General features: G+C 63.5%; 27 protein-coding genes. 24 read left to right on the top strand and 3 right to left on the bottom strand.

Going from position 1 to position 25,012, the window contains the following annotated elements; genetic code table 11:
• Window positions 1-46: 46 nt before the first annotated feature.
• The 19 genes from HA052_RS20305 to HA052_RS20395 all read left to right on the top strand — a co-directional run bounded on the left by HA052_RS20305 (window position 47) and on the right by HA052_RS20395 (window position 18,362).
• Window positions 47-592, top strand: a complete 546-nt coding sequence (locus tag HA052_RS20305; RefSeq protein ID WP_166453323.1) for a hypothetical protein — start codon at window positions 47-49, stop codon at window positions 590-592.
• A gap of 75 nt (window positions 593-667) precedes the next feature.
• Window positions 668-1,429, top strand: a complete 762-nt coding sequence (locus HA052_RS20310) for a pteridine reductase (protein ID WP_166453324.1) — start codon at window positions 668-670, stop codon at window positions 1,427-1,429.
• 102 nt (window positions 1,430-1,531) lie between these two features.
• Entirely contained in the window at window positions 1,532-2,509 is a 978-nt protein-coding gene (gene ttcA / locus HA052_RS20315; protein WP_166453325.1) for a tRNA 2-thiocytidine(32) synthetase TtcA, read from the top strand.
• Complete coding sequence (locus tag HA052_RS20320) at window positions 2,499-3,299, top strand: polyamine aminopropyltransferase (RefSeq protein WP_081546422.1); 801 nt, start codon at window positions 2,499-2,501, stop codon at window positions 3,297-3,299. The genes ttcA and HA052_RS20320 overlap by 11 nt, the downstream gene beginning before the upstream one ends.
• Window positions 3,300-3,651: 352 nt before the next feature.
• On the top strand, window positions 3,652-4,956 hold the full coding sequence (locus tag HA052_RS20325) for a nucleotide sugar dehydrogenase (RefSeq protein ID WP_081546488.1): 1,305 nt from the start codon (window positions 3,652-3,654) through the stop codon (window positions 4,954-4,956).
• A gap of 110 nt (window positions 4,957-5,066) precedes the next feature.
• On the top strand, window positions 5,067-6,131 hold the full coding sequence (locus HA052_RS20330) for a Gfo/Idh/MocA family protein (RefSeq protein WP_166453326.1): 1,065 nt from the start codon (window positions 5,067-5,069) through the stop codon (window positions 6,129-6,131).
• Window positions 6,132-6,140: 9 nt separating this feature from the next.
• Window positions 6,141-6,407, top strand: a complete 267-nt coding sequence (locus HA052_RS20335; RefSeq protein WP_166453327.1) for a hypothetical protein — start codon at window positions 6,141-6,143, stop codon at window positions 6,405-6,407.
• Window positions 6,404-6,982 (top strand): acyltransferase, encoded by a 579-nt coding sequence (locus tag HA052_RS20340; protein WP_166453328.1) that lies wholly within the window; start codon window positions 6,404-6,406, stop codon window positions 6,980-6,982. Before HA052_RS20335 ends, HA052_RS20340 begins: the two co-directional genes overlap by 4 nt.
• A 76-nt stretch (window positions 6,983-7,058) precedes the next feature.
• A complete protein-coding gene (locus HA052_RS20345; RefSeq protein WP_166453329.1) occupies window positions 7,059-8,156 on the top strand; it encodes a DegT/DnrJ/EryC1/StrS family aminotransferase in 1,098 nt (365 codons plus the stop codon).
• Window positions 8,157-8,160: 4 nt separating this feature from the next.
• The gene (locus tag HA052_RS20350) at window positions 8,161-9,429 is read left to right on the top strand and encodes a lipopolysaccharide biosynthesis protein (protein WP_166453330.1); all 1,269 of its coding nucleotides are present in this window, start codon (window positions 8,161-8,163) and stop codon (window positions 9,427-9,429) included.
• Entirely contained in the window at window positions 9,426-10,007 is a 582-nt protein-coding gene (locus tag HA052_RS20355; protein WP_081546434.1) for an acyltransferase, read from the top strand. The genes HA052_RS20350 and HA052_RS20355 overlap by 4 nt, the downstream gene beginning before the upstream one ends.
• Window positions 10,008-10,011: 4 nt before the next feature.
• Window positions 10,012-11,094, top strand: coding sequence for a glycosyltransferase family 4 protein (locus HA052_RS20360; RefSeq protein ID WP_166453331.1), 1,083 nt, complete (start codon window positions 10,012-10,014; stop codon window positions 11,092-11,094).
• Window positions 11,095-11,153: 59 nt separating this feature from the next.
• Window positions 11,154-12,248, top strand: a complete 1,095-nt coding sequence (locus HA052_RS20365) for a glycosyltransferase family 4 protein (RefSeq protein ID WP_166453332.1) — start codon at window positions 11,154-11,156, stop codon at window positions 12,246-12,248.
• Between the two features lie 3 nt (window positions 12,249-12,251).
• Entirely contained in the window at window positions 12,252-13,475 is a 1,224-nt protein-coding gene (locus HA052_RS20370) for a glycosyltransferase family 4 protein (RefSeq protein ID WP_166453333.1), read from the top strand.
• Between the two features lie 89 nt (window positions 13,476-13,564).
• On the top strand, window positions 13,565-14,125 hold the full coding sequence (locus HA052_RS20375; protein WP_166453334.1) for a hypothetical protein: 561 nt from the start codon (window positions 13,565-13,567) through the stop codon (window positions 14,123-14,125).
• 55 nt (window positions 14,126-14,180) lie between these two features.
• A complete protein-coding gene (locus HA052_RS20380) occupies window positions 14,181-15,344 on the top strand; it encodes a DegT/DnrJ/EryC1/StrS family aminotransferase (RefSeq protein WP_166453335.1) in 1,164 nt (387 codons plus the stop codon).
• Complete coding sequence (locus HA052_RS20385; RefSeq protein WP_277345127.1) at window positions 15,341-16,006, top strand: sugar transferase; 666 nt, start codon at window positions 15,341-15,343, stop codon at window positions 16,004-16,006. Before HA052_RS20380 ends, HA052_RS20385 begins: the two co-directional genes overlap by 4 nt.
• Complete coding sequence (locus HA052_RS20390) at window positions 16,003-16,470, top strand: GNAT family N-acetyltransferase (protein WP_166453336.1); 468 nt, start codon at window positions 16,003-16,005, stop codon at window positions 16,468-16,470. Before HA052_RS20385 ends, HA052_RS20390 begins: the two co-directional genes overlap by 4 nt.
• A gap of 2 nt (window positions 16,471-16,472) precedes the next feature.
• Window positions 16,473-18,362 (top strand): polysaccharide biosynthesis protein, encoded by a 1,890-nt coding sequence (locus HA052_RS20395; protein WP_166453337.1) that lies wholly within the window; start codon window positions 16,473-16,475, stop codon window positions 18,360-18,362.
• A 16-nt stretch (window positions 18,363-18,378) separates the two neighbouring features.
• Here HA052_RS20395 and HA052_RS20400 read toward each other — a convergent pair whose 3' ends face one another.
• A complete protein-coding gene (locus HA052_RS20400; RefSeq protein ID WP_166453338.1) occupies window positions 18,379-18,942 on the bottom strand; it encodes a hypothetical protein in 564 nt (187 codons plus the stop codon).
• Between the two features lie 39 nt (window positions 18,943-18,981).
• The gene (locus HA052_RS20405) at window positions 18,982-20,133 is read right to left on the bottom strand and encodes a GGDEF domain-containing protein (protein ID WP_081546452.1); all 1,152 of its coding nucleotides are present in this window, start codon (window positions 20,131-20,133) and stop codon (window positions 18,982-18,984) included.
• Between the two features lie 132 nt (window positions 20,134-20,265).
• On the opposite strand from HA052_RS20405, the gene HA052_RS20410 reads away from it, so the two are divergent.
• The 5 genes from HA052_RS20410 (at window position 20,266) to HA052_RS20430 (ending at window position 24,242) form a co-directional block, all read left to right on the top strand.
• Window positions 20,266-21,174 carry a LysR family transcriptional regulator gene (locus HA052_RS20410; RefSeq protein WP_166453339.1) on the top strand — a complete coding sequence of 303 codons (909 nt, stop codon included), beginning with the start codon at window positions 20,266-20,268 and terminating at the stop codon, window positions 21,172-21,174.
• A gap of 158 nt (window positions 21,175-21,332) precedes the next feature.
• On the top strand, window positions 21,333-22,736 hold the full coding sequence (aspA, locus tag HA052_RS20415) for an aspartate ammonia-lyase (protein ID WP_166453340.1): 1,404 nt from the start codon (window positions 21,333-21,335) through the stop codon (window positions 22,734-22,736).
• 153 nt (window positions 22,737-22,889) lie between these two features.
• Window positions 22,890-23,246: a hypothetical protein gene (locus HA052_RS20420; protein WP_166453341.1), complete on the top strand. Its 357-nt coding sequence runs from the start codon at window positions 22,890-22,892 to the stop codon at window positions 23,244-23,246.
• 79 nt (window positions 23,247-23,325) lie between these two features.
• Entirely contained in the window at window positions 23,326-23,565 is a 240-nt protein-coding gene (locus HA052_RS20425; RefSeq protein ID WP_166453342.1) for a DUF2164 domain-containing protein, read from the top strand.
• 77 nt (window positions 23,566-23,642) lie between these two features.
• The gene (locus tag HA052_RS20430; protein WP_019103655.1) at window positions 23,643-24,242 is read left to right on the top strand and encodes a YdcF family protein; all 600 of its coding nucleotides are present in this window, start codon (window positions 23,643-23,645) and stop codon (window positions 24,240-24,242) included.
• A gap of 80 nt (window positions 24,243-24,322) precedes the next feature.
• Here the strand turns inward: HA052_RS20430 and HA052_RS20435 are convergent, their stop codons facing one another.
• On the bottom strand, window positions 24,323-24,679 hold the full coding sequence (locus HA052_RS20435) for a 50S ribosome-binding protein YggL (RefSeq protein WP_081546462.1): 357 nt from the start codon (window positions 24,677-24,679) through the stop codon (window positions 24,323-24,325).
• Window positions 24,680-25,012 lie beyond the last annotated feature (333 nt).

The raw sequence follows: 25,012 nt of genomic DNA on the forward strand, positions 1-25,012 counted from the left end.
ACAATGTGCCGCGATTGTGGTGGAAACTGAGGGACAGGAGAAGAGGGTGAGCGGATTTTACCGTTGGATGGCCGGCTGCGCGGGCGGCCTGTTGCTGGGGCCGGCGCTGGCGGCGCCGCAGTGGACGGTGAGCAAGCCGTATCCGGACAACCCCTTGCAGGTGGCCAGCCTGGACGGCGAGGCGACGGTGGGGCGCAGTCGTTTTCCGGCGAGGCTGGAGCTGGCCTGCCGGGCCGACAGCCCGCCGCTGCGGCTGTCGCTGCATGTGTCCGACCAACTGGGCGGTTGGGACGTGCGTCCGTTCGAGGGACCGGGCGGCCTGGGCGAGCGCCGCAAGCTGAAACTGAGCGTGAGCGGGCTGCGCCGCAGCATGGACAGTCATTTTGCCGGCTGGTACGAGGCGAGCGGCCGCTTTGTGTTCGAGTGGCCGTCGCGGGGCGAGTTCTTCGCCTGGCAATCCGCCACGCACAAGGAGCTGCTGGTGACGATAGACGGCGCCAGCCGCAAGCACGGCAAGCTGGTGGCGCGTTTCGCCTTGCCGCAGTCCGGCCAGGCTCTGGCGGTGGCCCAGCCCTGCATGGGCAAGAAGTGAGCTGCGCCGGCGTCATCGCGGCGCAACGCGTGTATGGGAGCCTGCGGCGGCAGGCGGCGATTCAGAGGAGCGGGAATGGCGGATCAGGGGACGACAGGGGAACAGCGAGTGGCGCTGATCAGTGGCGCGGCGCGGCGCGTGGGCGCGGGCATCGCCCGCCATTTGCATGCGCGCGGCCTGCGGGTTGTGCTGCACTATCGCGGTTCGCGCGGCGAGGCGGAAGCCTTGGCGGCGGAGTTGAACGCGGCGCGGCCGGACTCCGCGCGGCTGCTGCAGGGCGATTTGCTGGACACGGCGGCGTTGCCGGCGCTGGCGGCGCAGGCGGTGGCGGCGTTCGGACGGCTGGACGGCTTGGTGAACAACGCGTCCAGTTTCTTCCCCACCGAGGTGGGCCGGATCGACGAGGCGGCCTGGCATGATCTGATGGGCAGCAATCTGAAGGCGCCTTTATTCCTGTCCCAGGCGCTGGCGCCCGAGCTGGCCAAGCGTCGCGGGGCCATTGTCGGCATCGCCGATATCCATGTGGAGCGGCCGATGGCTCGGCACGTGGTTTACAACCTGGCCAAGGCCGGCCACGCCCAGCTGATTCGCAGCCTGGCGATAGAGCTGGCGCCGACGGTGCGGGTCAACGGCGTTTCGCCCGGGGTGAATCTGTGGCCGGAGGACGACGCCTCTTTCGATGCGGCGGAGCGCGCGGCGATAGAGGCCAGCATTCCCCTGCGCCGCACCGGGGTGCCGGAAGACATCGCCCAGGCAGTGGCTTTCCTGCTGTTGGACGCCGGCTACGTTACCGGCCAGATTCTGGCGGTGGACGGCGGCCGCAGCGTGGTGTTGTAGGCGCGGGAGGGGTTGGCCGCGCCCGCGCCATATTCGTCGTCATGGATTTTGCCGCGGAAAAACAGTAAAATCTCCTGTTTTTCAATTTCTTAGCCGTACTCCATGTCCGAAGCAAGCAGCGTCCTCGACGACAAGGCCAAAAAGGCCGTGTTTGAAGGCAATAAACTGGCCAAGCGCCTGCGCCACCATGTGGGTGACGCCATCAATGACTTCAATATGATAGAAGAGGGCGACCGCGTGATGGTCTGCCTGTCCGGCGGCAAGGACAGCTATACCTTGCTGGACATTCTGCGCGGCTTGCAAAAGTCCGCGCCTATCGATTTCTCCATCGTGGCGGTCAATCTGGACCAGAAACAGCCGGGCTTCCCCGAGCACGTGCTGCCGGAATACCTGGACGCCATCGGCGTGGAGTACCGCATCGTCGAAGAAGACACCTATTCCATCGTCAAGCGGCTGGTGCCCGAAGGCAAGACCACGTGCAGCCTGTGTTCGCGGCTGCGTCGCGGCATTCTCTACCGCGTCGCCGACGAATTGGGCGCGACCAAGATCGCGCTGGGTCATCACCGCGACGACATCCTGCACACTCTGTTCCTGAACATGTTCTACGGCGGCAAGCTGAAGTCCATGCCGCCCAAACTGGTGTCCGACGATGGCCGCCACATGGTGATCCGCCCGCTGGCGTATTGCCGCGAGAAGGACATCGAACGCTACGCCGCGCTGCGCGAATTCCCCATCATTCCATGCAGTCTGTGCGGCTCGCAGCCCAATCTGCAGCGCCAAGTGGTCAAGGAAATGGTCAACGACTGGGACCGACGCTTCCCCGGCCGGCTGGAGAGCATGTTCCGCTCGCTGCAAAATGTGGTGCCGTCCCACCTGGCCGACACCGCTTTATTCGACTTTGCCGGCCTGAAGACCGGCGACGCGCCGTTTGAAGGCGGAGACACCGCTTTCGACAAGGAAGAATTCCGCGATCCGCCGCCGCCGAGGGACGACGAGGCGGAAGCGGCGCCGAAGAAGCGCACCATCAGCATTCTGGATTCGCGCAGTCCGGCGAGCGAGGGCTCCGGCTGTGGCGCGTAGAGCCTTGCATCCGTTCCGCCGCCGCGTGCGCGCCGCTGTGGATGAAATGCCGGAGGTGGAGATATCGGAGGCCGGCAATATCCGCTCTCTGCATCTGGGCTCGGAAACCATACAGAGTTCGATGGACCTGGATGAGCCCGCCGAACTGGTGTTGTCGTATAGCCGGGCGATGATGGGTTTTCTGCTGTGGAACGACGAGCCGCAGCACATTTTGCAGATTGGGCTGGGCGGCGGTTCGCTGGCGCGCTTCATTGATGAGTATCTGCCGGACGCGGTCAGCGTGGCGGTGGACATCAATCCCCAGGTGATCGCGGTGGCGCGGGCTTTTTTCCAGTTGCCGGAGGAAGGCGACTTTTTCGAGATCATCGAGGCCGACGGCGCGGACTACGTGAAAATTTTCCGCGGCTCCACCGATGCCATCCTGGTGGATGGTTTCGATGGCTTGCAGATTGTCGACGAGTTGACCACCGAGGACTTCTTTGAGGACTGCAAGCGCGCCTTGAGTCCCAAGGGGGTGTTCGTCACCAATTGGTGGAGCGGCGACAAACGCTATCAAAGCTTTGTCGAACGTTTGCTCAATGTGTTCGAAGGCCGCGTGCTGGAGCTGCCTTCCGCCAGTCATGGCAATGTGGCGGTAATGGCTTTCCGTCAGAGCCCGACGCTGACTCAATGGGAGGCCTTGAAGGAGCGGGCCGACCGGATGGAGTGCCGTTTCGGTTTGGAGTTCGGAGAGTTCGTCAATCGCTTGAAGTTGACTAATCAACACACCGCGGGCCACCTGCTGATTTGAAGCGTGCCGCCCGGCGTACATTTGCTTACTCAATGGCGGTTGGGAAGCGGCGTATAATGCCGGCATACATGCCGTCAGCGGGCGGTTAACTGCGGCCAAGGGTGTTTGCGGGACGATTTGCACCCTCAAGCTCAACTGCGAAGAGAATCCGCTTGAGCGGTTTCTGAGGCAGATCAGTACGGACAGAAACGGAAGGCGGCAAGCTGGCTTGCCGTTTGAATGAACTTTATGGCGGTGGATCGGACAGTTTAGGGCAGGCGCGGCGCGGGCGGTTTCGCTTCCGCGCCGCTAGCCGTGAACGTCGTCTGATCCGCCGCTATCGTATTTACATACTGTTGGGACTTACACCGTGATCAAGCAGCAACTGCTCAATCGGATTGCAGATAAATCCGCCGTCATCGGCATTGTGGGCCTGGGCTATGTAGGCCTGCCGCTGATGCTGCGCTTCGCCGAAGTCGGCTACAAAGTGCTGGGCTTCGATATCGACCAGGGCAAGGTGGACGCCCTGATGGCCGGTCAAAGTTATATCGAACACATCGGCGCGGACAGTATCGCCACCGCGCTGAGCCGCGGCTTCGAAGCCACCACCGATTTCAGCCGCGTGCCGGAAGCCGATACCCTGATTCTGTGCGTGCCGACGCCGCTGAACAAATACCGCGAACCGGACCTGTCCTTCGTGCTGGACACCATGGACAGCCTGGTGCCCTATCTGCGCGAAGGCCACTTGGTGTCGTTGGAGTCCACTACCTATCCGGGCACCACCGACGAAGAGCTGCTGCCGCGCATGGAGTCGCGCGGCCTGAAGGTGGGCGAAAACGCCTTCCTGGTGTTCTCGCCGGAGCGCGAAGATCCGGGCAATCCCAACTTCACCACCCGCACCATTCCCAAGGTCTGCGGCGGCGTGACCCCCGCCTGCCAGGAAATCGGCGTCGCGCTCTACGGCGCGGTGATCGACAAGGTGGTGCCGGTGTCCTCCACCCGCGCCGCGGAAATGACCAAGCTTCTGGAAAACATCCACCGCGCGGTGAATATCGGCCTGGTCAACGAGATGAAGATCGTGGCCGACAAGATGGGCATCGACATCCACGAAGTGATCCGCGCCGCGGCCACCAAGCCTTTCGGTTTCGTGCCCTACTATCCGGGCCCGGGCCTGGGCGGCCACTGTATCCCGATCGACCCGTTCTACCTGACCTGGAAAGCGCGCGAATACGGCGTCAACACCCGTTTCATCGAGCTGGCCGGCGAAGTGAACAGCAATATGCCCGACTACGTGGTGTCCAAAGTGGCGGCCGCGCTGAACCTGCGCAAGAAGTCCATCAACGGCAGCCGCGTGCTGGTGCTGGGCATCGCCTATAAGAAGAACGTCGACGATATGCGCGAAAGCCCGTCGGTGTTCCTGATGGAAAAGCTGCGCGATCTGGGCGCGGAAGTGGCTTACAGCGATCCGCACGTGCCGGTGTTCCCCAAGATGCGCGAGCATCATTTCGAGCTGTCCAGCGTGGCGCTGAGCGATGCCGCCATCGCCAGCTACGATTGCGTGCTGCTGGCCACCGACCACGACAAGTTCGACTACGCGCAGATCAAGGCGCATGCGCAGCTGGTGGTGGACAGCCGCGGCAAGTATCTGGAACCGGCTGACAATATCGTCAAGGCGTAAGCCGTCCCACGGCTTGTTCCAGTCGCTTGCAAGGCGCGGTGAAACAAGCGCCCAGGCGGGCGCATCGTTGAGATGCGCCCGCGTGTTTTGAAGGAATTTGAGGCAGAACCATGCAAACATTGCACCTTCCCCCGATTACCGACCGTAAGATCCGCTTTGCACTGGTGGGCTGCGGCCGCATCGCCCAGAATCACTTCGGCGCGCTGGAAAAGCACGCCGACCGCGCCGAGCTGATGGATGTCTGCGACATCGACCCGGCCGCTTTGAAGGCGGCGGTCGAGCGCACCGGCGCGCGCGGCCACGCCAATCTGGCCGAGATGCTGGCCAAGACCGACGCCGACATCGTTATCCTGACCACGCCGTCCGGCCTGCATCCGAGCCAGAGCATCGCCTGCTCTGAGGCTGGTTTCCACGTGATGACGGAAAAGCCGATGGCCACGCGTTGGGAAGACGGCCTGGAAATGGTCAAGGCGGCCGACCGCGCCAACAAGCATCTGTTCGTGGTCAAGCAAAACCGCCGCAACGCCACTTTGCAGCTCTTGAAGCGGGCGATGCAGGAGAAGCGTTTCGGTCGCGTCTACATGGTCAACGTCAATGTGTTCTGGACCCGGCCGCAGGAGTATTACGACGCGGCCGGCTGGCGCGGCACCTGGGAGTTCGACGGCGGCGCCTTCATGAACCAGGCCAGCCATTACGTGGACTTGCTGGACTGGCTGATCGGCCCGGTGGAAAGCGTGCAGGCTTACACCGCGACGCTGGCGCGCAATATCGAGGTGGAAGACACCGGGACCGTCAGCGTCAAATGGCGCAGCGGCGCGCTGGGCAGCATGAACGTGACCATGCTGACCTACCCGAAGAACCTGGAAGGCAGCATCACCATTTTGGGCGAGAAGGGCTCGGTGCGCGTCGGCGGCATGGCGGTCAACGAAATCCAGCACTGGGAGTTTTCTGAGCCGCACGCGATGGACGAGGACATCAAGCAGGCAAGCTACGCCACCACCAGCGTTTACGGTTTCGGTCATCCGCTGTACTACGACAATGTGATCAAGACCATGCGCGGCGAAGCCGAGCCGGAGACCGATGGCCGCGAAGGGCTGAAGTCGCTGGAGTTGTTGATCGCGATGTATCTGTCCGCCCGCGACGGCCGCCGCGTCAGCCTGCCTTTGGATTACTGAGGCCTAGGCATGATGCGGAAGATTCTGGACGGCGCGCTGTGGGGCTTGGGGTTCTGGCTGGTCGGCGGCAGTTTGATGCTGATGTTCTCGGCCTTCAACAGCCATCAGCAGGCGGGACGCCAGTCCGACGCCCGCGCGGTTCAATCCGGCGGCGTGGAAGATCAATGGTCGCGCAGCGAGAAATTATTGGCTCGCCAGGAGCAGTCCATGGCGCGCTCCGAGCAACAACTAATCCGCCTGGATAAAATTTTGGATAAATGGGAGCGGCAAAAATGAGCCAGGTTCACATCCACCCTAGCGCCATCGTAGACGAGGGCGCGCAGATCGGCGAGAACACCCGCGTCTGGCACTGGGTTCATATTTGCGGCGGCGCGCAGATCGGCGCCGGCTGTTCCTTCGGCCAGAACGTGTTCGTCGGCAACGACGTGCTGATCGGCGACAACGTCAAGGTGCAGAACAATGTGTCCATCTACGACGCGGTGACGCTGGAGGACGACGTGTTCTGCGGCCCGTCCATGGTGTTCACCAATGTCAACAATCCGCGCAGCCACGTTGCGCGCAAGCATGAATACCGCCGCACTCTGGTGAAAAAAGGCGCGTCCATCGGCGCCAACGCCACTGTCGTGTGCGGCCACACCATAGGCGAGTACGCCTTCGTCGGCGCCGGCGCGGTGGTGACCCGCGACGTGCCGGCCTACGCGCTGATGGTGGGCACGCCGGCCAAACGCATCGGTTGGATGTGCTCCTGCGGCGAGAGGCTGGCCAACGACATCGGTACCCATAGCTGCCCGGCCTGCGCCAAGCATTACGAGGTGGGCGGCAATCATTGCTCGCCGCTCAAGAACGACTGACAAGCATCTCTCCGTCGTTCCGCGTGTCGCTATATGGGCGATATCTTTCAAAAATTGATTTGGGGTTGATCCTCTTATGTCCATCCAGTTCATTGATCTGAAAGCGCAATACCAGCACCTGAAAGCCGATATCGACGCCCGCATCCACGCCGTGCTGGACCACGGCCAGTACATCATGGGGCCGGAGGTGAAGGAGGTGGAGCAGGGGCTGGCGGAATACACCGGCGCCAAGCACGCCATCGGCGTTTGCGACGGCACCAAGGCGCTGCTGATCGCGATGATGGCCCTGGACATCGGCCCCGGCGACGAGGTGATCACCACTCCGTTCACCTTTATCGCCACCGGCGAGATGATCGCGCTGCTGGGCGCCAAGCCGGTGTTCGTCGACATCGACCCCGTCAGCTACAACCTGGACCCGGCGCTGTTGGAAGCGGCGATCACGCCCCGCACCCGCGCCATCATGCCGGTGAGTCTGTACGGCCAGTGCGCTGATTTCGACGCCATCAACGCCATCGCCGCCAAACACGGCATCGCGGTGATAGAGGACGGCGCGCAGAGCTTCGGCGCCAGCCAGAACGGCAAGAAGTCCGGCAATCTGTCCACCATAGGCTGCACCAGCTTCTTCCCGAGCAAGCCCCTGGGTTGCTACGGCGACGGCGGCGCCTGCTTCACCAACGACGACGCGCTGGCCAAGAAAATGCGCGAGATCCGCGTGCACGGCCAGGATCGCCGCTATCACCATCCCGTCATCGGCCTCAACGGCCGGCTGGACACGATACAGGCGGCGGTGCTGCTGGCCAAGCTGCCTAGCTTCGCCGACGAAGTGGCGGCGCGCGAACGCATCGGCGCGCGCTACAGCGCGCTGTTGCGCGATGTGGCGCGGGCGCCGGTGATCGCCGAAGGCAACAGCCATGTCTACGCGCAGTACACCATCGAGGTGGACAATCGCGAGGCGGTACAGGCCAAGCTGAAAGAGCTGGGCGTGCCCACCGCCGTGCATTACCCGATTCCGCTGCATCTGCAGCCGGCCTTCGCCCATCTGAACCTGCCCGAAGGCAGCTTCCCGCTGTCGGAGGCCGCCGGCCGCCGCGTGATGAGCCTGCCGATGCATCCTTTCCTGGACGAAGCGACGCAAGACGCCATCGTCGCCGCAGTCAAACAGGCGCTGGCCTGAGCGCATGAGCTTGTTGCTGTTCCGCCTGCCCAAGAGCGGCTTCATCCGCCACATCATCACCCTGGTCACCGGGGCGGCGGTGGCGCAGGTGATTCCGTTGTTGGTGTCGCCGCTGATCACCCGCCTGTACAACCCGCACGAGGTGGGGGTGCAGGCGGTTTACGTCTCCTGGCTGTCCACGCTGGCGGTGCTGGCCACCGCGCGTTACGAGATGGCCATCGTGTTGCCGGCGGAGGAGAGGCGGGCCAGCAATCTGATGGGCTTGTCCATCGCTTGCGCATTGGCCCTGTCCTTGTTGGTGGGCGTGGTGGTGGCCTTTGACGGCCACGCCCATATCGCCCGCCATCTGGGCGCGCCGGAACTGGAGCCCTGGCTGCTGCTGTTGCCGCTGTCCGTCGCGCTGGCGGGCTTGATGCAAGCCTGGACCAACTGGAACAACCGTCACCGCCGCTACCAGGCCAACGCCAACGGCCGCATGCTGCAGTCCTTGAGCATGGCGGCCACTCAAGTGGGGCTGGGCTGGACCGGCGCCGGCGTTGCCGGGCTGATTCTGGGCCAGCTGGCCGGTCAACTAGGCTCTCTGTTGGCGCAAACCTGGCAGGACCTCAAGGCCCGCTTCGCTTGGCGCCATGAGCTCAGCCGCGTCGGCATGCGCGAGGTGGCGCGCGCCTATATCGAGTTTCCCAAGATCAACGCGCCGCACGCCTTGAGCACCGCCTTGCTGGATTCGGCGACCTTGGTGGCGCTGACCATGCTGGCCGGCACCGCCTCGGTGGGCTTCTACGGCCTGATGATGCGTGTGTTGAAGCTGCCGGCGGCGCTGATCGGCCAGGCGGTGGCGCAGGTGGCCTACCGCGAGCTGGCCGACGCCCGCAATCAGCGCCTGCCGCTGCGTCCCATTCTGCGCAAGATGATGTTGACGCTGGGCGGCATGGCCTTGCTGCCCTTCCTGGTGATACAACTGGCCGGGGAGCCTTTGTTCTCGCTGGTATTCGGACAAAACTGGGCCACCGCCGGCCGCTATGCGGAGGCGATGTCGCTCTATATCCTGTTCCACTTCGTTGCCTCGCCGCTGGGCATGGTGCCGCCGGTGATCAATCGCCAGCGCCAGGCCTTCCTGTGGTCTTTGCTGCAGGCTGTGTTGTTCCTGGGCACGATGTGGGTCGGTTTCGCGCTGTGGAACGACGCGGTGGCCACCTTCCAATTGGTCTCGGTGGTGATGGCCGCTTACTTCCTGGCTTATTTTTCATGGCTTTACAAGGCAGCCCGATGAATTGGCACGCTCTATTCAGCCGCATCCGCTTCCGCCTGTCGGCGTGGGTGCAGCCCAGAATGGTGTATGGATTCACCCGCGGCGACGGGGTGTTCCTCAAACGCACCCGGGTGTCCAACATGACCCGCATCGAACATGTCGGCAAGCTGATGGTGGACGACAACGTCTACATCGGCCATTTCAATCTGATCGACGCCTCTGGCGGCCTGTATATCGGCGAAGGTTGTCAGATCACCAACTATGTTTCTCTGCTGACCCACTCCAGCCATGTGGCCATCCGCCTGTACGGCGACCGCTACCTGGAGAGCAACAATCACGTCGGCTATCTGAAAAAGCCCACCAAGCTGGGCCCGTACAGTTTCGTAGGCCCGCACTCGGTGCTGATGCCGGGCGTGGAGCTGGGCAAGGGCTGCATGGTGTCGGCTTACAGTTATGTGCCGGCCGGCGTTTATCCCGATTTCGCCATCCTGGCCGGCAATCCGGCACGGGTAGTGGGCGATACCCGCGAGATGGACGCCAAATGGCTGGACGAGCATCCGGAGTTGCTTCCCTTGTACGAGGCCTGGGCGCATGACTGAGCCCATGAGAGACAAGGTCGCCAGCGTTGCGGTGCTGGGTTCCGCCTCGGTGCATACCTGGCGTTTCCTGCGCGGCATCGCGCCGCATGTGGATCAATTATTCCTGGCCTGCAACGGCGAGATTCCGGCGGACGTGGCCGCCTTGCTGACCGGCAGCCTGCGCGTGGATTTCCGCCTGGCGGCGCTGGGCACGGCGGCGCGCTTGCGCGCCTGGCTGCGCGAGACGCGGCCGCAGCTGCTGCACATCCACCAGGCCAATAGCGTGGCCTGGCACGGCAGCCGCGCCGCCGCCAGCCTGGATTTGCCCATGGTGCTGACCGCCTGGGGCTCCGATGTGCTCTTGCTGCCGGACCGCAACCCGCTGATGCGGGCGATGGTGCGCGCCAATCTGGCCGCCGCCGACGCGATCACCTCGGATTCGCTGCACATGGCGGCGAAAATCCGCGAACTGGCCGGCGAAGGCTGTCGCATCCGCCTGCTCAATTACGGCATGGACGCCATGCCGGAGCCGGCGGCCAGCGCGGGTAAGGGCAAGACGGTGCTGTCCTGCCGGCTGCACAAGCCTTTGTACCGCATCGACGCCATTCTGCGCGCCTGGGAGCGGGTGGAACGCGGCGGCCGCTTCGGCGATTGGCGCTTGACCGTGGCCGCCAGCGGCAGCGAAACCGAGGCTTTGAAGCGCCTGGCCGCCGAACTGGGCCTGAGCCGCGTGGACTTCGCCGGCTTTGTCGACAGCGAGACGCTGGGGCGGATGTACGCGGAGTCCAGGGTCTTCGTCAGCGTGCCGCGCTCGGACGCCACCAGCATCAGTCTGCTGGAAGCGATGGGCCACGGCTGCCTGCCCTTGTTGTCCAATCTGCCGGCCAACGGCGAATGGGTGATAGACGGACTCAACGGCGTGATCGCAGAGGACGTAGGGCGTTTGGACGAGGCCTTGCAGCACGCGATGGAATGGGCAGGCGAGGACGCGGAGCTGGACGAGGTCGCCGCGCTCAACCGTCGGCTGGTGGCGGACAAGGGGCTGCATCTGCCGAATATGGCCGGCTTTGCCAGGCTGTACCGGGAACTGCTGGGGTTCGACAACTAGGAATTTTGCCGCCGGCCCGAGATCGTTGCGGGCCGGACGGCCGCTAAACAGAGCTTAATATGAAAATTGCCCATCTCACTTCCGCCCATCCGCGTCACGACATCCGCATCTTCGTCAAGGAATGCGCGAGCCTGGCCGCCGCCGGGCACGAGGTGACGCTGATCGTGGCCGACGGCCAGGGCGAGGAGATCAACCGCGGCGTGCGCTTTCACGATGTGGGCCCTAAATCCGGAGGCCGGCTGGCGCGGATGACCGGCACCGTCAAGCGCGTCTACCAGGCGGCGCTGAAACTGCGACCGGACGTGGTCCACTTTCACGACCCGGAGCTGATCCCCGCCGCGCTGCGCCTGAAGCAGGCCGGCATCAAGGTGGTTTACGACGTGCATGAGGACGTGCCGCGCCAGATTCTGGCCAAACACTGGATACCCGGCGCGGTGCGGCCCCTGGTCTCCAGCGGCTTTGAAGCGCTGGAGGACTGGGCGGCGCGCCGCTTCGACGCGGTGGTGACTTCGACGCCGCACATCCGCAAGCGCTTCGAGAAACTGGGCGCCCGCGCGCTGGACGTATGCAACTTTCCCATTCTGGAAGAACTGGTGCGCGACACGCCGTGGGAACAGCGCCGCAACGAACTGTGCTATATCGGCGGCATCTCGCGCATCCGCGGCATTGAACCCATCGTCGAGGCACTGCCGGACACCGCGACGCGGCTGAACCTGGCCGGGCCGTGGAGCGAGAGCGATTTGAAGGCCCGGGTGTCGGCGCGGCCCGGCTGGGCGCGGGTCAACGACCTGGGCGTGCTGGACCGCAAGGGCGTGGCCGAGGTGCTGGCCAAGAGCAAGATCGGCCTGGTGACGCTGTTTCCGACGCCGAATTACGTCGACGCCTTGCCGATCAAGCTGTTCGAATACATGGCCGCCGGCATGCCGGTAATCGCGTCGGACTTCCCTGTGTGGCGTGAAATCGTGGACGACGCCGGCTGCGGCCTGCTGGTGGACCCGCAGGACCCGGCCGCCATCGCCGCAGCTGTCAAGGAACTGATGACCGACGAAGCGCGCATGCGTGCCTTAGGCGAAGCCGGCAAGCAGGCGGTATTGAACAAATACAGTTGGGCGGCCGAGGCCGACAAGCTGGTCAAGCTGTACGCAACGCTGTAAATCATGAAAATACTCTACATCAACCACTATGCCGGCAGCCCCCGGCACGGCATGGAATTCCGTCCCTATTATCTGGCGCGGGAATGGGTGAGCGCCGGCCATGAAGTCAATATGTTGGCCGCCGATGTGTCCCATCTGCGGCAGACCCATCCGCAGGTGGACGGCAAATACCGGGACGAAGACATAGACGGCATCCGCTACACCTGGTGCAAGACCCGCCCTTACGACGGCAACGGCATCGGCCGCGTGCTCAATATCTTCAGCTTTCTGGCCCGGGTGATGGGCTTGTCCGGCCGCTATCTGAAGCAGTGGAAGCCGGACGTGGTGATCGCCTCGTCCACCTATCCGCTGGATACGGTGCCGGCGGCCTGGATCGCCGCCAAGACCGGCGCGCGCCTGGTGTACGAGGTGCATGATCTGTGGCCGCTGACCCCGGTGGAGGTGGGCGGCATGTCGCCCAAACATCCCTTCATCCGCCTGCTGCAATGGGCGGAGGATTTCGGCTACCGCAAGGCCGACACCGTGGTGTCCATGCTGCCCTGCGCCAAGGACTATATGGTGGCGCACGGCATGGATCCGGCCAAGTACGCGGTGATTCCCAACGGCGTCGACGTCGCGGAATGGCGGGGCGAGGCTGAGGCCCTGCCGGTCGAGCACCGGATGCGGCTGGCGGAATTGAAGGCGCAAGGGCGTTTCCTGATCGGCTACGCCGGCGGGCACGGCTTGGCCAATGCGTTGGATTACCTGCTGGAGGCGGCGGCGCTGATGCGGGACGCGGCGGTGACTTTCGTGCTGGTCGGCGACGGTCCGGACAAGGAGGCCTTGGCGGCGCGCGCGGCCGAGCTGGGGCTGGACAATGTGATGTTGCTGCCATCCATCGCCAAACGCAGCGTGCCGGTCTTCCTGGCGGAGTGCGATGCGCTTTACATAGGCTGGCGCAAGCTGCCGATCTACCGCTTTGGCATCAATCCCAATAAACTGTTCGACTACCTGATGGCGGGCAAGCCGGTGATCCACTCGGTGGAAGCCGGCAACGATATGGTGAAGGAGGCCGGCGCCGGCATTAGCGTGGACGCCGAGGATCCGGCCGCGATTGCCGACGCGGCGCGGCGGATGGCGGCGCTGCCGGCCGAGGAACGCGTGCGCATGGGCGCGGCGGGTCAGGCCTATGTGCTGGAGCATCATGATTACGTGGTGCTGGCGCGACGATTTTTGCAGGCGGTATAGCGTGGGGAGGTCGGGGTTTCGACCTATGCCGCATGGCGGCTTAATCTCTGGCCAGACAGGCAAAATATAGCGATTTAAGGTGAGCTAGGATGGCCGTGGCTAAAGAGGGGAGGCGGGCGCTTTGTCAGCGTACGCTGGTAAGCCTTTATGGTGGGTTGTTGTTGTTCATGCTGCTGAAGGGCGTGATCTGCTTATGGATGTGGGCGAGCTATCAAGAGCCAGCGGAAGCAGATTTGAACTTTACAACTGGTAAGGTCACGGCGTATCCACTGGGCCGGAATCCTGGCTTACGCGTTGACCTAGTTTTCGATTTGAATTGTTCACTGAATGGATATGCAAGATGTTCCGCTTGTTCAGTGCGTGGGAAGTGTGACGCAGTCGGACGTGTGATTCCGGAAGAAGCGTTCGGTTCCAAGGTTGAGGTTTGGTGGTACAAAAGCAATAAGCGGGCGACAAGCGGAAGGATCTATGCGCTTCGTCTGAATGATGAGTCGGTGTTTGGTTACCAGGATGCGGTCAGGCGATATCGTGAAGAGCGGGGCGAGTTGCTCAGCGATGGGGTGAAAAACCTGGCTGGTTTGATTGGGATTGTACTGTTGCATAGTGGATACCTGTTTTGGCGCAGGAGAACGGCGTCCCAGGTAGCGTAGTGATTGCGCCCGGTGTGTCACCGAGGCATGACTGATAGCGAAAGTGATAATAGCGATGAGCGAACAAAAATTCCTGCCGTTCGCCCTGCCGGACATCGGCGAGGACGAAATCAACGAAGTGGTCGACGCGCTGCGTTCCGGCTGGGTCACCACCGGTCCCAAGACCAAGCAGTTCGAGGCCGATTTCGCGCAGTTCATCGGCGACGGCGTCGAGGCGATCGCCGTCAACTCGGCCACCGCCGGCCTGCACCTGGCGCTGGAAGCGATAGGCATCGGCCCCGGCGACGAAGTCATCGTGCCCAGCTACACCTTCACCGCCACCGCCGAAGTGGTGCGCTACCTGGGCGCGCACCCGGTATGCGTGGATATGGACGCGGCCACCTTCAACATCAGCCCGGAGGCGATCCGCGCCGCGATCACCGCCAAGACCCGCGCCATCATGCCGGTGCACTTCGCCGGTCTTGCTTGCGAGATGGACGAGATCATCGCCATTGCCCGCGAGCACGGGCTGAAGGTCGTTGAAGACGCGGCCCATGCATTGCCCACTTATTACAAGGGCAAGCTGGTGGGGACCCTGGACTCCGACGTCACTGTGTTCAGCTTCTACGCCAACAAGACCATGACCACCGGCGAAGGCGGCATGGTGGTGTCCAAGAACAAGGACATCATCGCGCGTTGCAAGGTGATGCGTCTGCACGGCATCAGCCGCGACGCTTTCGACCGTTATGTGTCCAAGACCCCGGCCTGGTTCTACGAAGTGGTGGCGCCCGGCTTCAAATACAATATGCCGGATACCGCCGCGGCGATGGGCATCCACCAGTTGAAGAAGATCCGCCGCTTCCAGGAATTACGCGAGGCGATGGCCCAGCGCTTCGACCGCGAGCTGGCCGACCTGCCGCTGATCCTGCCGGCGCGGCCCAAGGACGCGGGCAGTAACCACGCCTGGCATCTATATCCGGTGCGCATCAAGCCGGAGGCCGGCGTCAGCCGCGACGACTTCATCGCCCGGATGGCGGAAAAAGGCATAGGCTGCTCGGTGCACTTCATTCCGCTGCATCGCCAGCCGGTGTGGCGCGACGGCTATCAGCTGACGCGCGAACAGTTCCCGGTGACCGACGCCGCCTTCGAGGCCGAAGTGACCCTGCCGCTGTACACCCGGATGACGGACGATGACCAGAGCCGGGTGATCGCCGCGGTGCGCGAGATTCTGAGCGCATGAGCGAGCGTGGTTCAGACAGCGGCGGCCTGTTGCCGCCGTGCTGCCGCCCGCGCCGCCACGGTTCGCGGCTGTTGAAGCGCGGCTTCGACATCGTCGCCGCGGGCCTGGGCTTGGCCGCACTGGCGCTGCCGCTGCTCGCGGTGGCGCTGTGGGTGAAGCTGGATTCGCCGGGGCCGGTGTTTTTCCGCCAGGTGCGGGTAGGGCGGAGCGGCACGCTGTTCCGCATCCACAAATTCCGCACCATGCAGGTGGACACCGAGCGCCACGGCCAGTTGACCGTGGGCGCGGATGCGCGCGTCACCGGCGCCGGGCGCCTGCTGCGCAAGACCAAGCTGGACGAACTGCCGCAGTTGATCGATGTGTTGTTCGGCGATATGAGCTTGGTCGGCCCACGGCCGGAGGTGCCCAAATACGTCGCCCACTATCCGGACGAGGTCCGCGACATCGTGTTGTCGGTGCGCCCGGGCATCACCGACTGGGCGTCGATCAAGATGATAGACGAGAACGAAATCCTGGGCCGGGCCGAGGATCCGGAGCGCGCCTACATTGAGCAGGTATTGCCGGAAAAATTGGCGTATTACGTGCGCTACGCCGAAAGCCACAGCTTGTTTGAAGATGTCCGCATCATCGTCGCCACGCTGATGAGGATCGTCAGCCGATGACGGTTTCCATCCGCTTGGCCGGACCCGCCGATGCCATCGCTCTGACGGACATTTATCTGGCCTGCCGCCGCGAGATGAATTATGCGCCGCTGGCGCATGCCGAGGCGGAGGTGAGAGCCTGGTTCGCCGGCACGCTGTTGCCGTCCGGCGGAGCATGGTTGGCGGAACAGAACGGCGATATCGCCGGCTTCGCCGCCGCGTCGCTGCAAGACGATGTGCTATGGCTGGACCAGCTATATGTCAGCGCCGGACATCGCGGCGCGGGAGTCGGCGGAATGCTGCTGCAACGGTTGTTGTCGCCCCCGGCGCCGGCCTGCCGGCTGTTCGTGTTCCAGGCCAATCTAAGCGCGCGCCGCTTCTACGAGACGCATGGCTTTGCGCTGCTGAGCCTGAGCGATGGCCAAGATAACGAGGAATGTTGTCCGGATGCGCTGTATCAACGGCCGCCGGACGCGAAAGAATGACCATGTTTGAAAAACTGCTCGCCTTCTCCCGCCACAACAAGATGGCGATGCTGGCGCTGATGGACGCGCTGCTGTTGCCGCTGGCGCTGTGGAGCGCGGTTTTCCTCCGCCTGGGCGGCTATTGGGACCCCAAGCTTAATCCGCATTTGTGGATTTTCATCGTGCCGCCGCTGTGGGCGATTCCCATCTTCATCAAGCTGGGCCTGTACCGCGCGGTGCTCAAATATCTGGACGACAAGATCATCCTGACCGTGTTCTCCGGGGTGACCTTGTCGGTGCTGGTGTTGCAGGCGGTGCTGCAGATGGCGCACATCTGGGCGATGCCGCGCACCTCGGTGATCATCTTCTGGGTGTTCGCCATGGCCTATATCGGGGGCAGCCGTTTCCTGCTGCGGGGCCTGGTGCGCCGCATCGACGCGGTGGACGCGCCGCGCGAGCACGTGATCATCTACGGCGCCGGCCATGCCGGCGTGCAACTGATGCTGGCCCTGCAGGCCGGCCGCGAATATCGGCCGATGGCCTTCGTCGACGACAGCCCCGAGCTGCATCGCCGCACCTTCCGCGGCGTGGCGGTGCATCCGCCGCGTGATCTGCCGCAGCTGGTCAAAGACCTGGAGGCCAAGTGCATTCTGTTGGCGATGCCTTCAGTCAGCCGCAGTCGCCAGCGCGAGATACTGGAAACTCTGGAACTGCTGCGGGTGCCGATCAAGCGTTTGCCGGGCATGGCGGACCTGGTGTCCGGCGAGGCGAGGGTGGAGGAGCTGAAAGAGGTTGAGATCGAAGACCTGTTGGGCCGCGACCCGGTGCCGCCCAAGCCTGATCTGCTGGCGCGCAATATCAGCGGCAAGGTGGTAATGGTCACCGGCGCCGGAGGCTCCATCGGCTCCGAACTGGTGCGCCAGATCGCCAAGAACCAGCCGGTGCGCATCATCCTGTTCGAGCAGTCAGAATACGCACTGTACGCCATCGATCAGGAGCTGGATCGCGCCGCGGGTTCGCCGGCGCGCACGCCGGTCCTGGGCTCGGTTACTGATTACCAGCGGCTGGTGCAGGTGATGCGAGCCTTCAAGGTGGATACCGTTTATCACGCTGCCGCCTACAAGCATGTGCCCATGGTGGAGCACAATCCCGTAGCCGGCATCGTCAACAATGTGTTCGGCACCGACACCACCGCGCGCGCGGCCGAGGATTGTGGCGTGGACACCTTTGTGCTGATCTCCACCGACAAGGCTGTGCGTCCCACCAATGTGATGGGCGCCACCAAGCGCATGGCGGAGCTGACGCTGCAGACTCGACACGCGCGCGGCAGCGCCACCCGCTTCGTCATGGTGCGCTTTGGCAATGTGCTGGGCAGTTCCGGCTCGGTGGTGCCCTTGTTCCGAGCCCAGATCAAGGCAGGCGGACCGATCACGCTGACTCACGCCGATATCACCCGTTATTTCATGACGATTCCCGAGGCGGCGCAGCTGGTGATACAAGCCGGCGCGATGGGGGACGGCGGAGACGTGTTCGTGCTGGATATGGGCCAGCCGGTGCGCATCATCGATTTGGCGCGGCGCATGGTCCATCTGTCCGGCCTGGAGTTGAAGGACGCGAGCCGGCCCGGCGGCGACATCGAGATCCGCATCACCGGCCTGAGGCCTGGGGAGAAGCTGTATGAGGAGTTGCTGATCGGCGACAACGTGCTGGCCACCGATCACGAACGCATCATGCGCGCTCAGGAATACTGCTTGTCGGACGCGGAGATGCAGGAGCTATTGGCGAGCATGGACGAGGCCTGCGGGCGGCTGGACGCGCCGACGGCGTTTGCTTTGCTGCAACAGGCCGTGCGCGAGTTCCGCGCCGCCGACGCCACTCAGGACTGGGTGACGCGGGAGAACGCGGCATCTTGAGGAGGCGGGGGGCGGTTCACCATTTGCAGCCGTCCTCGCGCGCGCTTTGCACAGCCAGGATAGGGATCGCCAGCAGGCCGAATGAGGAGTAGCGGGTCTTACAGTCCGGTTTTTCGGCCCGCTCGATAGAGCGGGCCAATTTCGTTTTGGCGGGGTCGGCCGGCAGCGGGGCGGTTTTTTCCGGCGCGGCGGCGGCTTGTTCGCGCACTTGCTGGCGCAGGCCGCCCAAGGTCAAGCCCGGGCTGGGGGCCGAAGCTTCGCTTTGGCTTCGCCCAAGCCTGCCTTGATGGCGACGCTCGCCGGGGCCGTGAGCGTCTATCCGCGCCACGGCCGGCGGACGCCGCGGAGCCGCGGCTGGTTTTGGGGATGGAAGTTCGGACGCGACGGCGCGCGCCGGAGGCGGGGCAATGGCCGGAGCAGGCGGATTCAGCTGTATTCGCAGCGGCGGTGCCGCATCGGCGTCCGGGCGGCCGCCGGGCTTGGCCAGCCACAGCAGCGCGCCATGGGCCAACAGGCTGAGCAGCAGCGCGGCGGTGACGCCGCGAGGGCGGAGACGGAACGAGGCGGTGAGAACGGTCATGCCGTCAACGATAAGCAAACTCGCCCGGCGGGTAAAGCGTTAGTCGGAGATCACGACCTGGTTGCGCCCGGCTTGCTTCGCCCGGTACATGCGGGTATCGGCCAGGTCCACCAGCGCGCGCCAATCGGCGCAGCCATCCTGAAACAACTCCGCCACGCCGATGCTGGCGGTCAGCGGCAGGCCTTCAGGCCGCTCGCCGAGGCCCTGGGCACGCAGCCGGGCGATGACCTGGGCCGCGTGGGCCAATTGCGCGCCGGGCATCAGCAGCACGAACTCCTCGCCGCCCCAACGCACCAGCACATCACTGCGTCGCAGCCTTCCTTCCATCAGCTCGGCGAAATGGCGCAAGACCTGATCGCCGGCCAGGTGGCCATAGTGGTCGTTGATCGCCTTGAAGTGATCCAGATCGATAAAGGCCAGGCTCAGCGGTTGCCGACTGCGTTGAGCCTGCAATTCCAGCAAGCCCAGCATCTCCTCGCCGCTGCGGCGCGAGAAGATCCCGGTCAGCGGGTCGCGTATCGCCTGGTGGACCAGCACGATGATGAAGGCCAACTGGCTGACGCTGGCGATGGCGGAGACGCCGGCCAGCAGAGACAAGAGCCAGAACTCGCCGCCGAAGCCGGGCAGGTTGTCGCCGTTCAGGTCCAGCAGGCTGGTCAGCACGAAGCCGAGCAAGGCCGGGCTGGCGAAAGCCAGGCTCTCCAGCAGCGTCAGCGGAAAGATCGCCAGTCCGGCCAGCAGCACGAAGGGCAGGAAGGCGTAGCCGGCGCCGATGGCGGCGGACAAGCCCTCCAGATGATAACGGCGCAGCAGCAAGTGAGAGGCGATGTAGAACAGGGTGGGGATGGCGAACAAGAGCGCGATGCCGCGATAGGCCGAGGGCAGGCGGCCATCCATCGGCTGCCAGACCGCCAGCGCGACGAAGGCGGCGGAGACCAACAGGCGCAGCGCCGCCAGTTGCAGCGACAGCGGATAGGGCAGGGTCAGCAAGTCGATCACCGCCCAAGCCGGCGTCAGCGCGGAGAACAGGATGGCGAACAGCCGGCAGCGGTTGACCAGCATCAGCGCGCGTCGCTGCGTCAGCAAGGGCATGTGCTGGCGAGGGCTCAGCAGCCAGAGCGTGTCGCCGCTCTGGATCTCGCCGGGCGCCATGCCCAGCAGCTTTTGCCAGATGAAATGAGTAATATGCATGCGGATGGTGCCAGATAGTTGCGTTATTCTACCCCGGTTTATGACTTTGGGTTTGCAGCAGGTCAAAGTCGCCGGCTTGCGCTGCGTTTGCGCTACTATCGCAACTCTTGATCAACCTGGCGGAACAGCGCGATGGAAACCCGGTGGCTTGAAGACTTCCTGGTGCTGGCGGAAACCGGCAGCTTTACCCGCGCGGCGGAACTGCGCCACCTGACTCAACCGGCGTTCTCGCGGCGAATCAAGTCGCTGGAGAGCTGGCTTGGGGCCGACCTGATCGACCGCACCACCTATCCTACGCGCTTGACCGAGGCCGGCGCGCTGTTTCGCGAGCAGGCGGTGGCCATGCTGTCCCAGCTCAACACCAGCCGCGCCCTGCTGCGCGGTTTGCAGCCGCTGGCCGCCGGCACGCTGGAGTTCGCGGTGCCGCACACGCTGTCCTTCTCCTTCTTTCCCAAATGGCTGTCCCAGGCGCAGAGCGGTTACGGTGCCTTGCCCTGTAGGCTGCAGGCCAGCAATGTGCATGACGCGCTGCTGGCTTTCGTGGAAGGCGGCAGCGACCTATTGATGTGCTACCACCATCCCAAGCAACCGGTGGAGTTGACCGACGCCCGTTATTTGGGACTGAAGCTGGGCGTTGAGCGGCTGAGGCCGTTCTCGATCGCGGAGGCCGGCCGGCCGCGTTACCAACTGCCCGGCAGCGCGCAGCAGCCGCTGCCTTTTCTTGGCTACGCTAGCAACGCCTATTTCCGGTTGATGAGCGATCTGATCCTGGAGTCCGCTCCGCAGCCGGCCAAGTTGGCGCTGCGCTATGAAACCGATATGGCGGAAGGCCTCAAACACATGGTGCTGGAAGGGCATGGCCTGGCTTTCTTGCCGGAGAGTTCGGCGCACCGGGAGACGCAGGAGGGTTTGTTGGCGGCCGCCGGCGACGAGTCCTGGCAGGTGGAGATGGACATTCGCCTTTACGTGGATCAGAAGCGTCAGCGCCCGGCTTTGAAGGCTTTTTGGGATTATCTGACGCGCCAATATCAGGCTTGTTGAGGAAGATGATCGGGAGCGTTTCGGGCGCCGGCAAGGTTATGCGTTTCCTGCATGACCCCATCGGCATTTCGAATTGGCCAGCCGTCGCGGCATGGCATAGAGTGCGCTGCTTCAAGCCACGCGAGCGCGTGGCGTCATCCGTATCAGGAGAAGCATCCATGACGACCCGCATAGAACATGATCTGTTAGGCGATCGTGAAGTGCCCGCCGATGTCTACTGGGGTGTGCACACCTTGCGCGCAGTCGAAAACTTTCCCATTACCGGCCAGAGCATTGCCGGCTACGGCGATCTGATCCGCGCCTTGGCCTGTATCAAGCAGGCCGCCGCCCAGGCCAACCGCGACCTGGGGCTGTTGCCGGCGCCCATCGCCCAGGCCATCATCGCCGCCTGCGAGGAAATCCGCGCCGGCCGCTGGCATGAGCAGTTCGTGGTGGATGCGATCCAGGGCGGGGCAGGCACCTCGACCAATATGAACGCCAACGAGGTGATCGCCAACCGCGCCTTGGAGCTGATGGGCCACGCCAAGGGCGAGTATCAGCATCTGCATCCCAACGAACACGTCAATCTGTGTCAGAGCACCAACGACGTTTACCCGACCGCCTTGCGGTTGGCGGCGTTCTGGGGCGCCAACAAGCTGCTGACCCGGATGGCGACGTTGCGCGAGGCCTTCGCCGTCAAAGCCGACGAGTTCAAGGACTACCTGAAGATGGGGCGCACCCAGCTGCAGGACGCGGTGCCGATGACGCTGGGCCAGGAGTTCATGACCTACGCGGTGATGCTGCAAGAGGACGAGCAGCGCTTGATGGAAGCCAGCGCGCTGATGCTGGAGATCAATCTGGGCGCCACCGCCATCGGCACCGGCATTACCGCGCATCCGGATTATGCGCGTCTGGCTTGCCTGCATCTGTCCGAGCTGAGCGGCCACACCTTGCTGACCGCGCCCAATCTGATCGAAGCTACTCAGGACTGCGGCGCCTTTGTGCAACTGTCCAGCGTGCTCAAGCGCATCGCGGTCAAACTGTCCAAGAGCTGCAACGACTTGCGTCTGTTGTCGTCCGGCCCGCGCGCCGGCTTCGGCGAGATCAACCTGCCAGCGCGGCAGGCCGGTTCGTCCATCATGCCGGGCAAGGTGAATCCGGTGATTCCGGAAGTGGTGAGCCAAGTGGCTTACGAGGTGATAGGCAACGACGTCACCATCACCATGGCGGCGGAAGCCGGGCAGTTGCAGCTGAACGCCTTCGAGCCGGTGATCGCCTACAGCCTGTTCCACAGCATGGGCCATCTGGCCGCCGCCTGCGCCACGCTGACCGAGAACTGCGTCAAAGGCATCACCGCGAATCGCGAACGCCTGCACGCCAGCGTGGAGAACTCCATTGGTCTGGTGACCGCACTCAACCCCATCATCGGCTACGCCGCCGCCACCAATGTGGCGGTGCAGGCGCACTCCACCGGCGGCAGCGTCGCCGACATCGTGCTGGAACAAGGCCTGCTGAGCCGCGAGCAGCTGGATATGCTGCTGAAGCCGGAAGAGCTGACCCGGCCGCGCTGGGTGACCGTGTAATTGATTTCCCTTGTATGACTTATCGTTGTGAGCGTTTCAACTTGATCAGGCCGCCTTGCGCGGCCTGTTTTTTTATCCGCGCCGGCGGCGCTTGCGGCGGAAGCGGAATACGGGTATAAAAAATGGTGCACCGCACAATTGAAAGGGCGACACATGCAAGCTGCGCTATGGTGGAGCTTGGAGTTTCCGCGCGGCCTGTGCGCGCTGAGCGCCGAACAGTGGCGCGTCCGGCGGCAATGGCTGCGCTCAGGCTGTTTTCACGGCGCCGGGGTGTGGCGCGGCGCAGCGCCGTGGCCGGACAAGCTGCGCCGCGTGTTGACGCGAGCGGGGGCGGATTGGCTGGCGCTGTGTTTTGACGACAGCCAGGCCGCGGAGGCCTTGCTTAGCGAAATGCGGGCGCATCCCCTCTGGTGCGGCGAGGCCGGCGACCAACTGCTTGCCTGGCAATTGAACGGCCAGCGGCAGTGGCGGGCGGGCCTGCTGAAATGGGGGCGGACGCTGTCCACTTAACAGTGGGTGGGGAAACCGCTTCCAGCATCGGCGAATAGCCGCCATAATCGCGGCTTTCAATCGCACAGGGCGGCACGCCATGGCCAATCATTCAATGTTGACCCCCGCTCAGCTGCAAGCGCTGGCTCCGCAATTGCAACAGTATGCGCAAGACCAGTTCGGCTTCGAACTGGGGCAGTTCGACGCGCAATTTCTGCTGGACTTCGTCGCAGATAAAATCGGCAGAGACATTTACAACAAGGCGTTGGACGACGTGCAACTGGCGCTTGCCGCGCGGATGGAGTCCTTGCAGGCGGCGATTTGGGAATTGGAGAAGTAGACGCCGCGCGCGCGGCCTTGCCGCTAGCCTCCGATTTGCGGGTACAATCGGCGTTCCACCCTTCACTTGCGGTACCCATGCTCTACTTGCGTTTGATGTTGAAAGGCTTTGTGCTGGCGATTTTGCTGGTGGTGCTGGGCTTCAGCTACGTAGCCTGGAGCATCGTCGATTTCGGCGGCAGCGCAAACGAACCGCAAGCCGACGCGGCGCTAGTGTTGGGGGCGGCTGCTTGGGGCAAGCGCCCGTCGCCGGTGTTCCGCGAGCGCATCAACCACGCGGTCAAACTGTATAAATCCGGCAAGGTGCGCTGGATCGTGTTCACCGGCGGCACGCCGGAACCGGGTTATCCATCGGAAGCCGATGTGGGCCGCGACTTCGCCGCCAAGCAGGGAGTGCCGATGACGGCGATGCTGGCGGAAAACCAGTCGCGCACCACTTGGCAAAACCTGGAGAACGCGCGCGAGTTGAGCAGCCAGTTCGGCATCCGTTCCTTCCTCTTGGTCAGCGATCCGCTGCATATGCGCCGCTCGGTGCTGATGGCCACCGACATCGGTCTGACCGCCTATCCCGCGCCCACGCAATCCAGCCGCTACCGGACGCTGTCCAGTTGGTCCCGCTTTCTGGCGAGGGAAACCTGGCTCTATATCGGCTATAGAGTGTTCCGCAAGCTGTCCTGACGCTATCAGATGGTCAGTCCATTGGACGCGACATAAAAAAACCGGCAGAAGCCGGTTTTTTCACATTGGACGGGGGAAGATCAGTGGTTGTGCCACAGATCGATCAATTCGCCGCCTTCCACCGATTTCACTTCGGCGCGGGCTTGCAGCCAGGACAGCAGTTGCTGGCGCAACTCGTCGCTGATCTTGACCTCGCCCACCGGGAAGGCTACGCCTTCCAGCTTGCCGGCGCCGTCGAAATGGCCGCCGAAGCTGATGCCGGCGTCGTCCACCTGGACCAGCCAGGCGTCCAGCAGCGTTTCGGAATCCGCGCCCTCGTGCAGCAAGGCGATCAGATGGAAGCCCAGCTCGCGGAATTCGCCAACGCGCATTTTCTTGCGTTGACGGGTTTTCAGGCGGCTCAGGCGATGCGGGGAATTGGGGTTGCGAAGGGACATGACAGCTCCTTATTCAAAGACCTGGCGATGATAGCAGGCTTGCCGGCTTTGCGCTTCGTCGGCTGTGCGTAGGTTTCTGTCACTCTAACTAAACAAATATCATAAAAAAATGTAATTATTTGCCGTAGTCATTGCCATTGGAATGGAATTAGTATTTTTTCTCATTCTCAATACATGAAATGGATGACTACAGGGATGAAACACACAAAAACAATATTGGCGGTATCCGTGATTTCAGCGTTGTTGAGCGCATGCGGCGGAGGTGGCGGCGGCAGCGCCGGCAGTAGCGGTTCGGCCGCTGGAGCGTCGGCATCTGGCAGGATGCTGGCGACG

The organism is Chromobacterium fluminis, from assembly GCF_011602385.1.
Classification (GTDB): domain Bacteria; phylum Pseudomonadota; class Gammaproteobacteria; order Burkholderiales; family Chromobacteriaceae; genus Chromobacterium; species Chromobacterium fluminis.

Bases quoted from the DNA above. Each gene is read 5' to 3' on its own strand.
- HA052_RS20340 (WP_166453328.1), top strand. From the start codon at position 6,404: ATGAGCCAGGTTCACATCCACCCTAGCGCCATCGTAGACGAGGGCGCG.
- HA052_RS20420 (WP_166453341.1), top strand. From the start codon at position 22,890: ATGCAAGCTGCGCTATGGTGGAGCTTGGAGTTTCCGCGCGGCCTGTGC.
- HA052_RS20380 (WP_166453335.1), top strand. From the start codon at position 14,181: ATGAGCGAACAAAAATTCCTGCCGTTCGCCCTGCCGGACATCGGCGAG.
- aspA (WP_166453340.1), top strand. From the start codon at position 21,333: ATGACGACCCGCATAGAACATGATCTGTTAGGCGATCGTGAAGTGCCC.
- HA052_RS20365 (WP_166453332.1), top strand. From the start codon at position 11,154: ATGAAAATTGCCCATCTCACTTCCGCCCATCCGCGTCACGACATCCGC.
- HA052_RS20425 (WP_166453342.1), top strand. From the start codon at position 23,326: ATGGCCAATCATTCAATGTTGACCCCCGCTCAGCTGCAAGCGCTGGCT.
- HA052_RS20410 (WP_166453339.1), top strand. From the start codon at position 20,266: ATGGAAACCCGGTGGCTTGAAGACTTCCTGGTGCTGGCGGAAACCGGC.
- HA052_RS20405 (WP_081546452.1), bottom strand. From the start codon at position 20,133: ATGCATATTACTCATTTCATCTGGCAAAAGCTGCTGGGCATGGCGCCC.
- HA052_RS20400 (WP_166453338.1), bottom strand. From the start codon at position 18,942: ATGACCGTTCTCACCGCCTCGTTCCGTCTCCGCCCTCGCGGCGTCACC.
- ttcA (WP_166453325.1), top strand. From the start codon at position 1,532: ATGTCCGAAGCAAGCAGCGTCCTCGACGACAAGGCCAAAAAGGCCGTG.
- HA052_RS20385 (WP_277345127.1), top strand. From the start codon at position 15,341: ATGAGCGAGCGTGGTTCAGACAGCGGCGGCCTGTTGCCGCCGTGCTGC.
- HA052_RS20310 (WP_166453324.1), top strand. From the start codon at position 668: ATGGCGGATCAGGGGACGACAGGGGAACAGCGAGTGGCGCTGATCAGT.
- HA052_RS20435 (WP_081546462.1), bottom strand. From the start codon at position 24,679: ATGTCCCTTCGCAACCCCAATTCCCCGCATCGCCTGAGCCGCCTGAAA.
- HA052_RS20335 (WP_166453327.1), top strand. From the start codon at position 6,141: ATGATGCGGAAGATTCTGGACGGCGCGCTGTGGGGCTTGGGGTTCTGG.
- HA052_RS20350 (WP_166453330.1), top strand. From the start codon at position 8,161: ATGAGCTTGTTGCTGTTCCGCCTGCCCAAGAGCGGCTTCATCCGCCAC.
- HA052_RS20370 (WP_166453333.1), top strand. From the start codon at position 12,252: ATGAAAATACTCTACATCAACCACTATGCCGGCAGCCCCCGGCACGGC.
- HA052_RS20360 (WP_166453331.1), top strand. From the start codon at position 10,012: ATGAGAGACAAGGTCGCCAGCGTTGCGGTGCTGGGTTCCGCCTCGGTG.
- HA052_RS20375 (WP_166453334.1), top strand. From the start codon at position 13,565: ATGGCCGTGGCTAAAGAGGGGAGGCGGGCGCTTTGTCAGCGTACGCTG.
- HA052_RS20395 (WP_166453337.1), top strand. From the start codon at position 16,473: ATGTTTGAAAAACTGCTCGCCTTCTCCCGCCACAACAAGATGGCGATG.
- HA052_RS20390 (WP_166453336.1), top strand. From the start codon at position 16,003: ATGACGGTTTCCATCCGCTTGGCCGGACCCGCCGATGCCATCGCTCTG.
- HA052_RS20355 (WP_081546434.1), top strand. From the start codon at position 9,426: ATGAATTGGCACGCTCTATTCAGCCGCATCCGCTTCCGCCTGTCGGCG.
- HA052_RS20430 (WP_019103655.1), top strand. From the start codon at position 23,643: ATGCTCTACTTGCGTTTGATGTTGAAAGGCTTTGTGCTGGCGATTTTG.
- HA052_RS20345 (WP_166453329.1), top strand. From the start codon at position 7,059: ATGTCCATCCAGTTCATTGATCTGAAAGCGCAATACCAGCACCTGAAA.
- HA052_RS20330 (WP_166453326.1), top strand. From the start codon at position 5,067: ATGCAAACATTGCACCTTCCCCCGATTACCGACCGTAAGATCCGCTTT.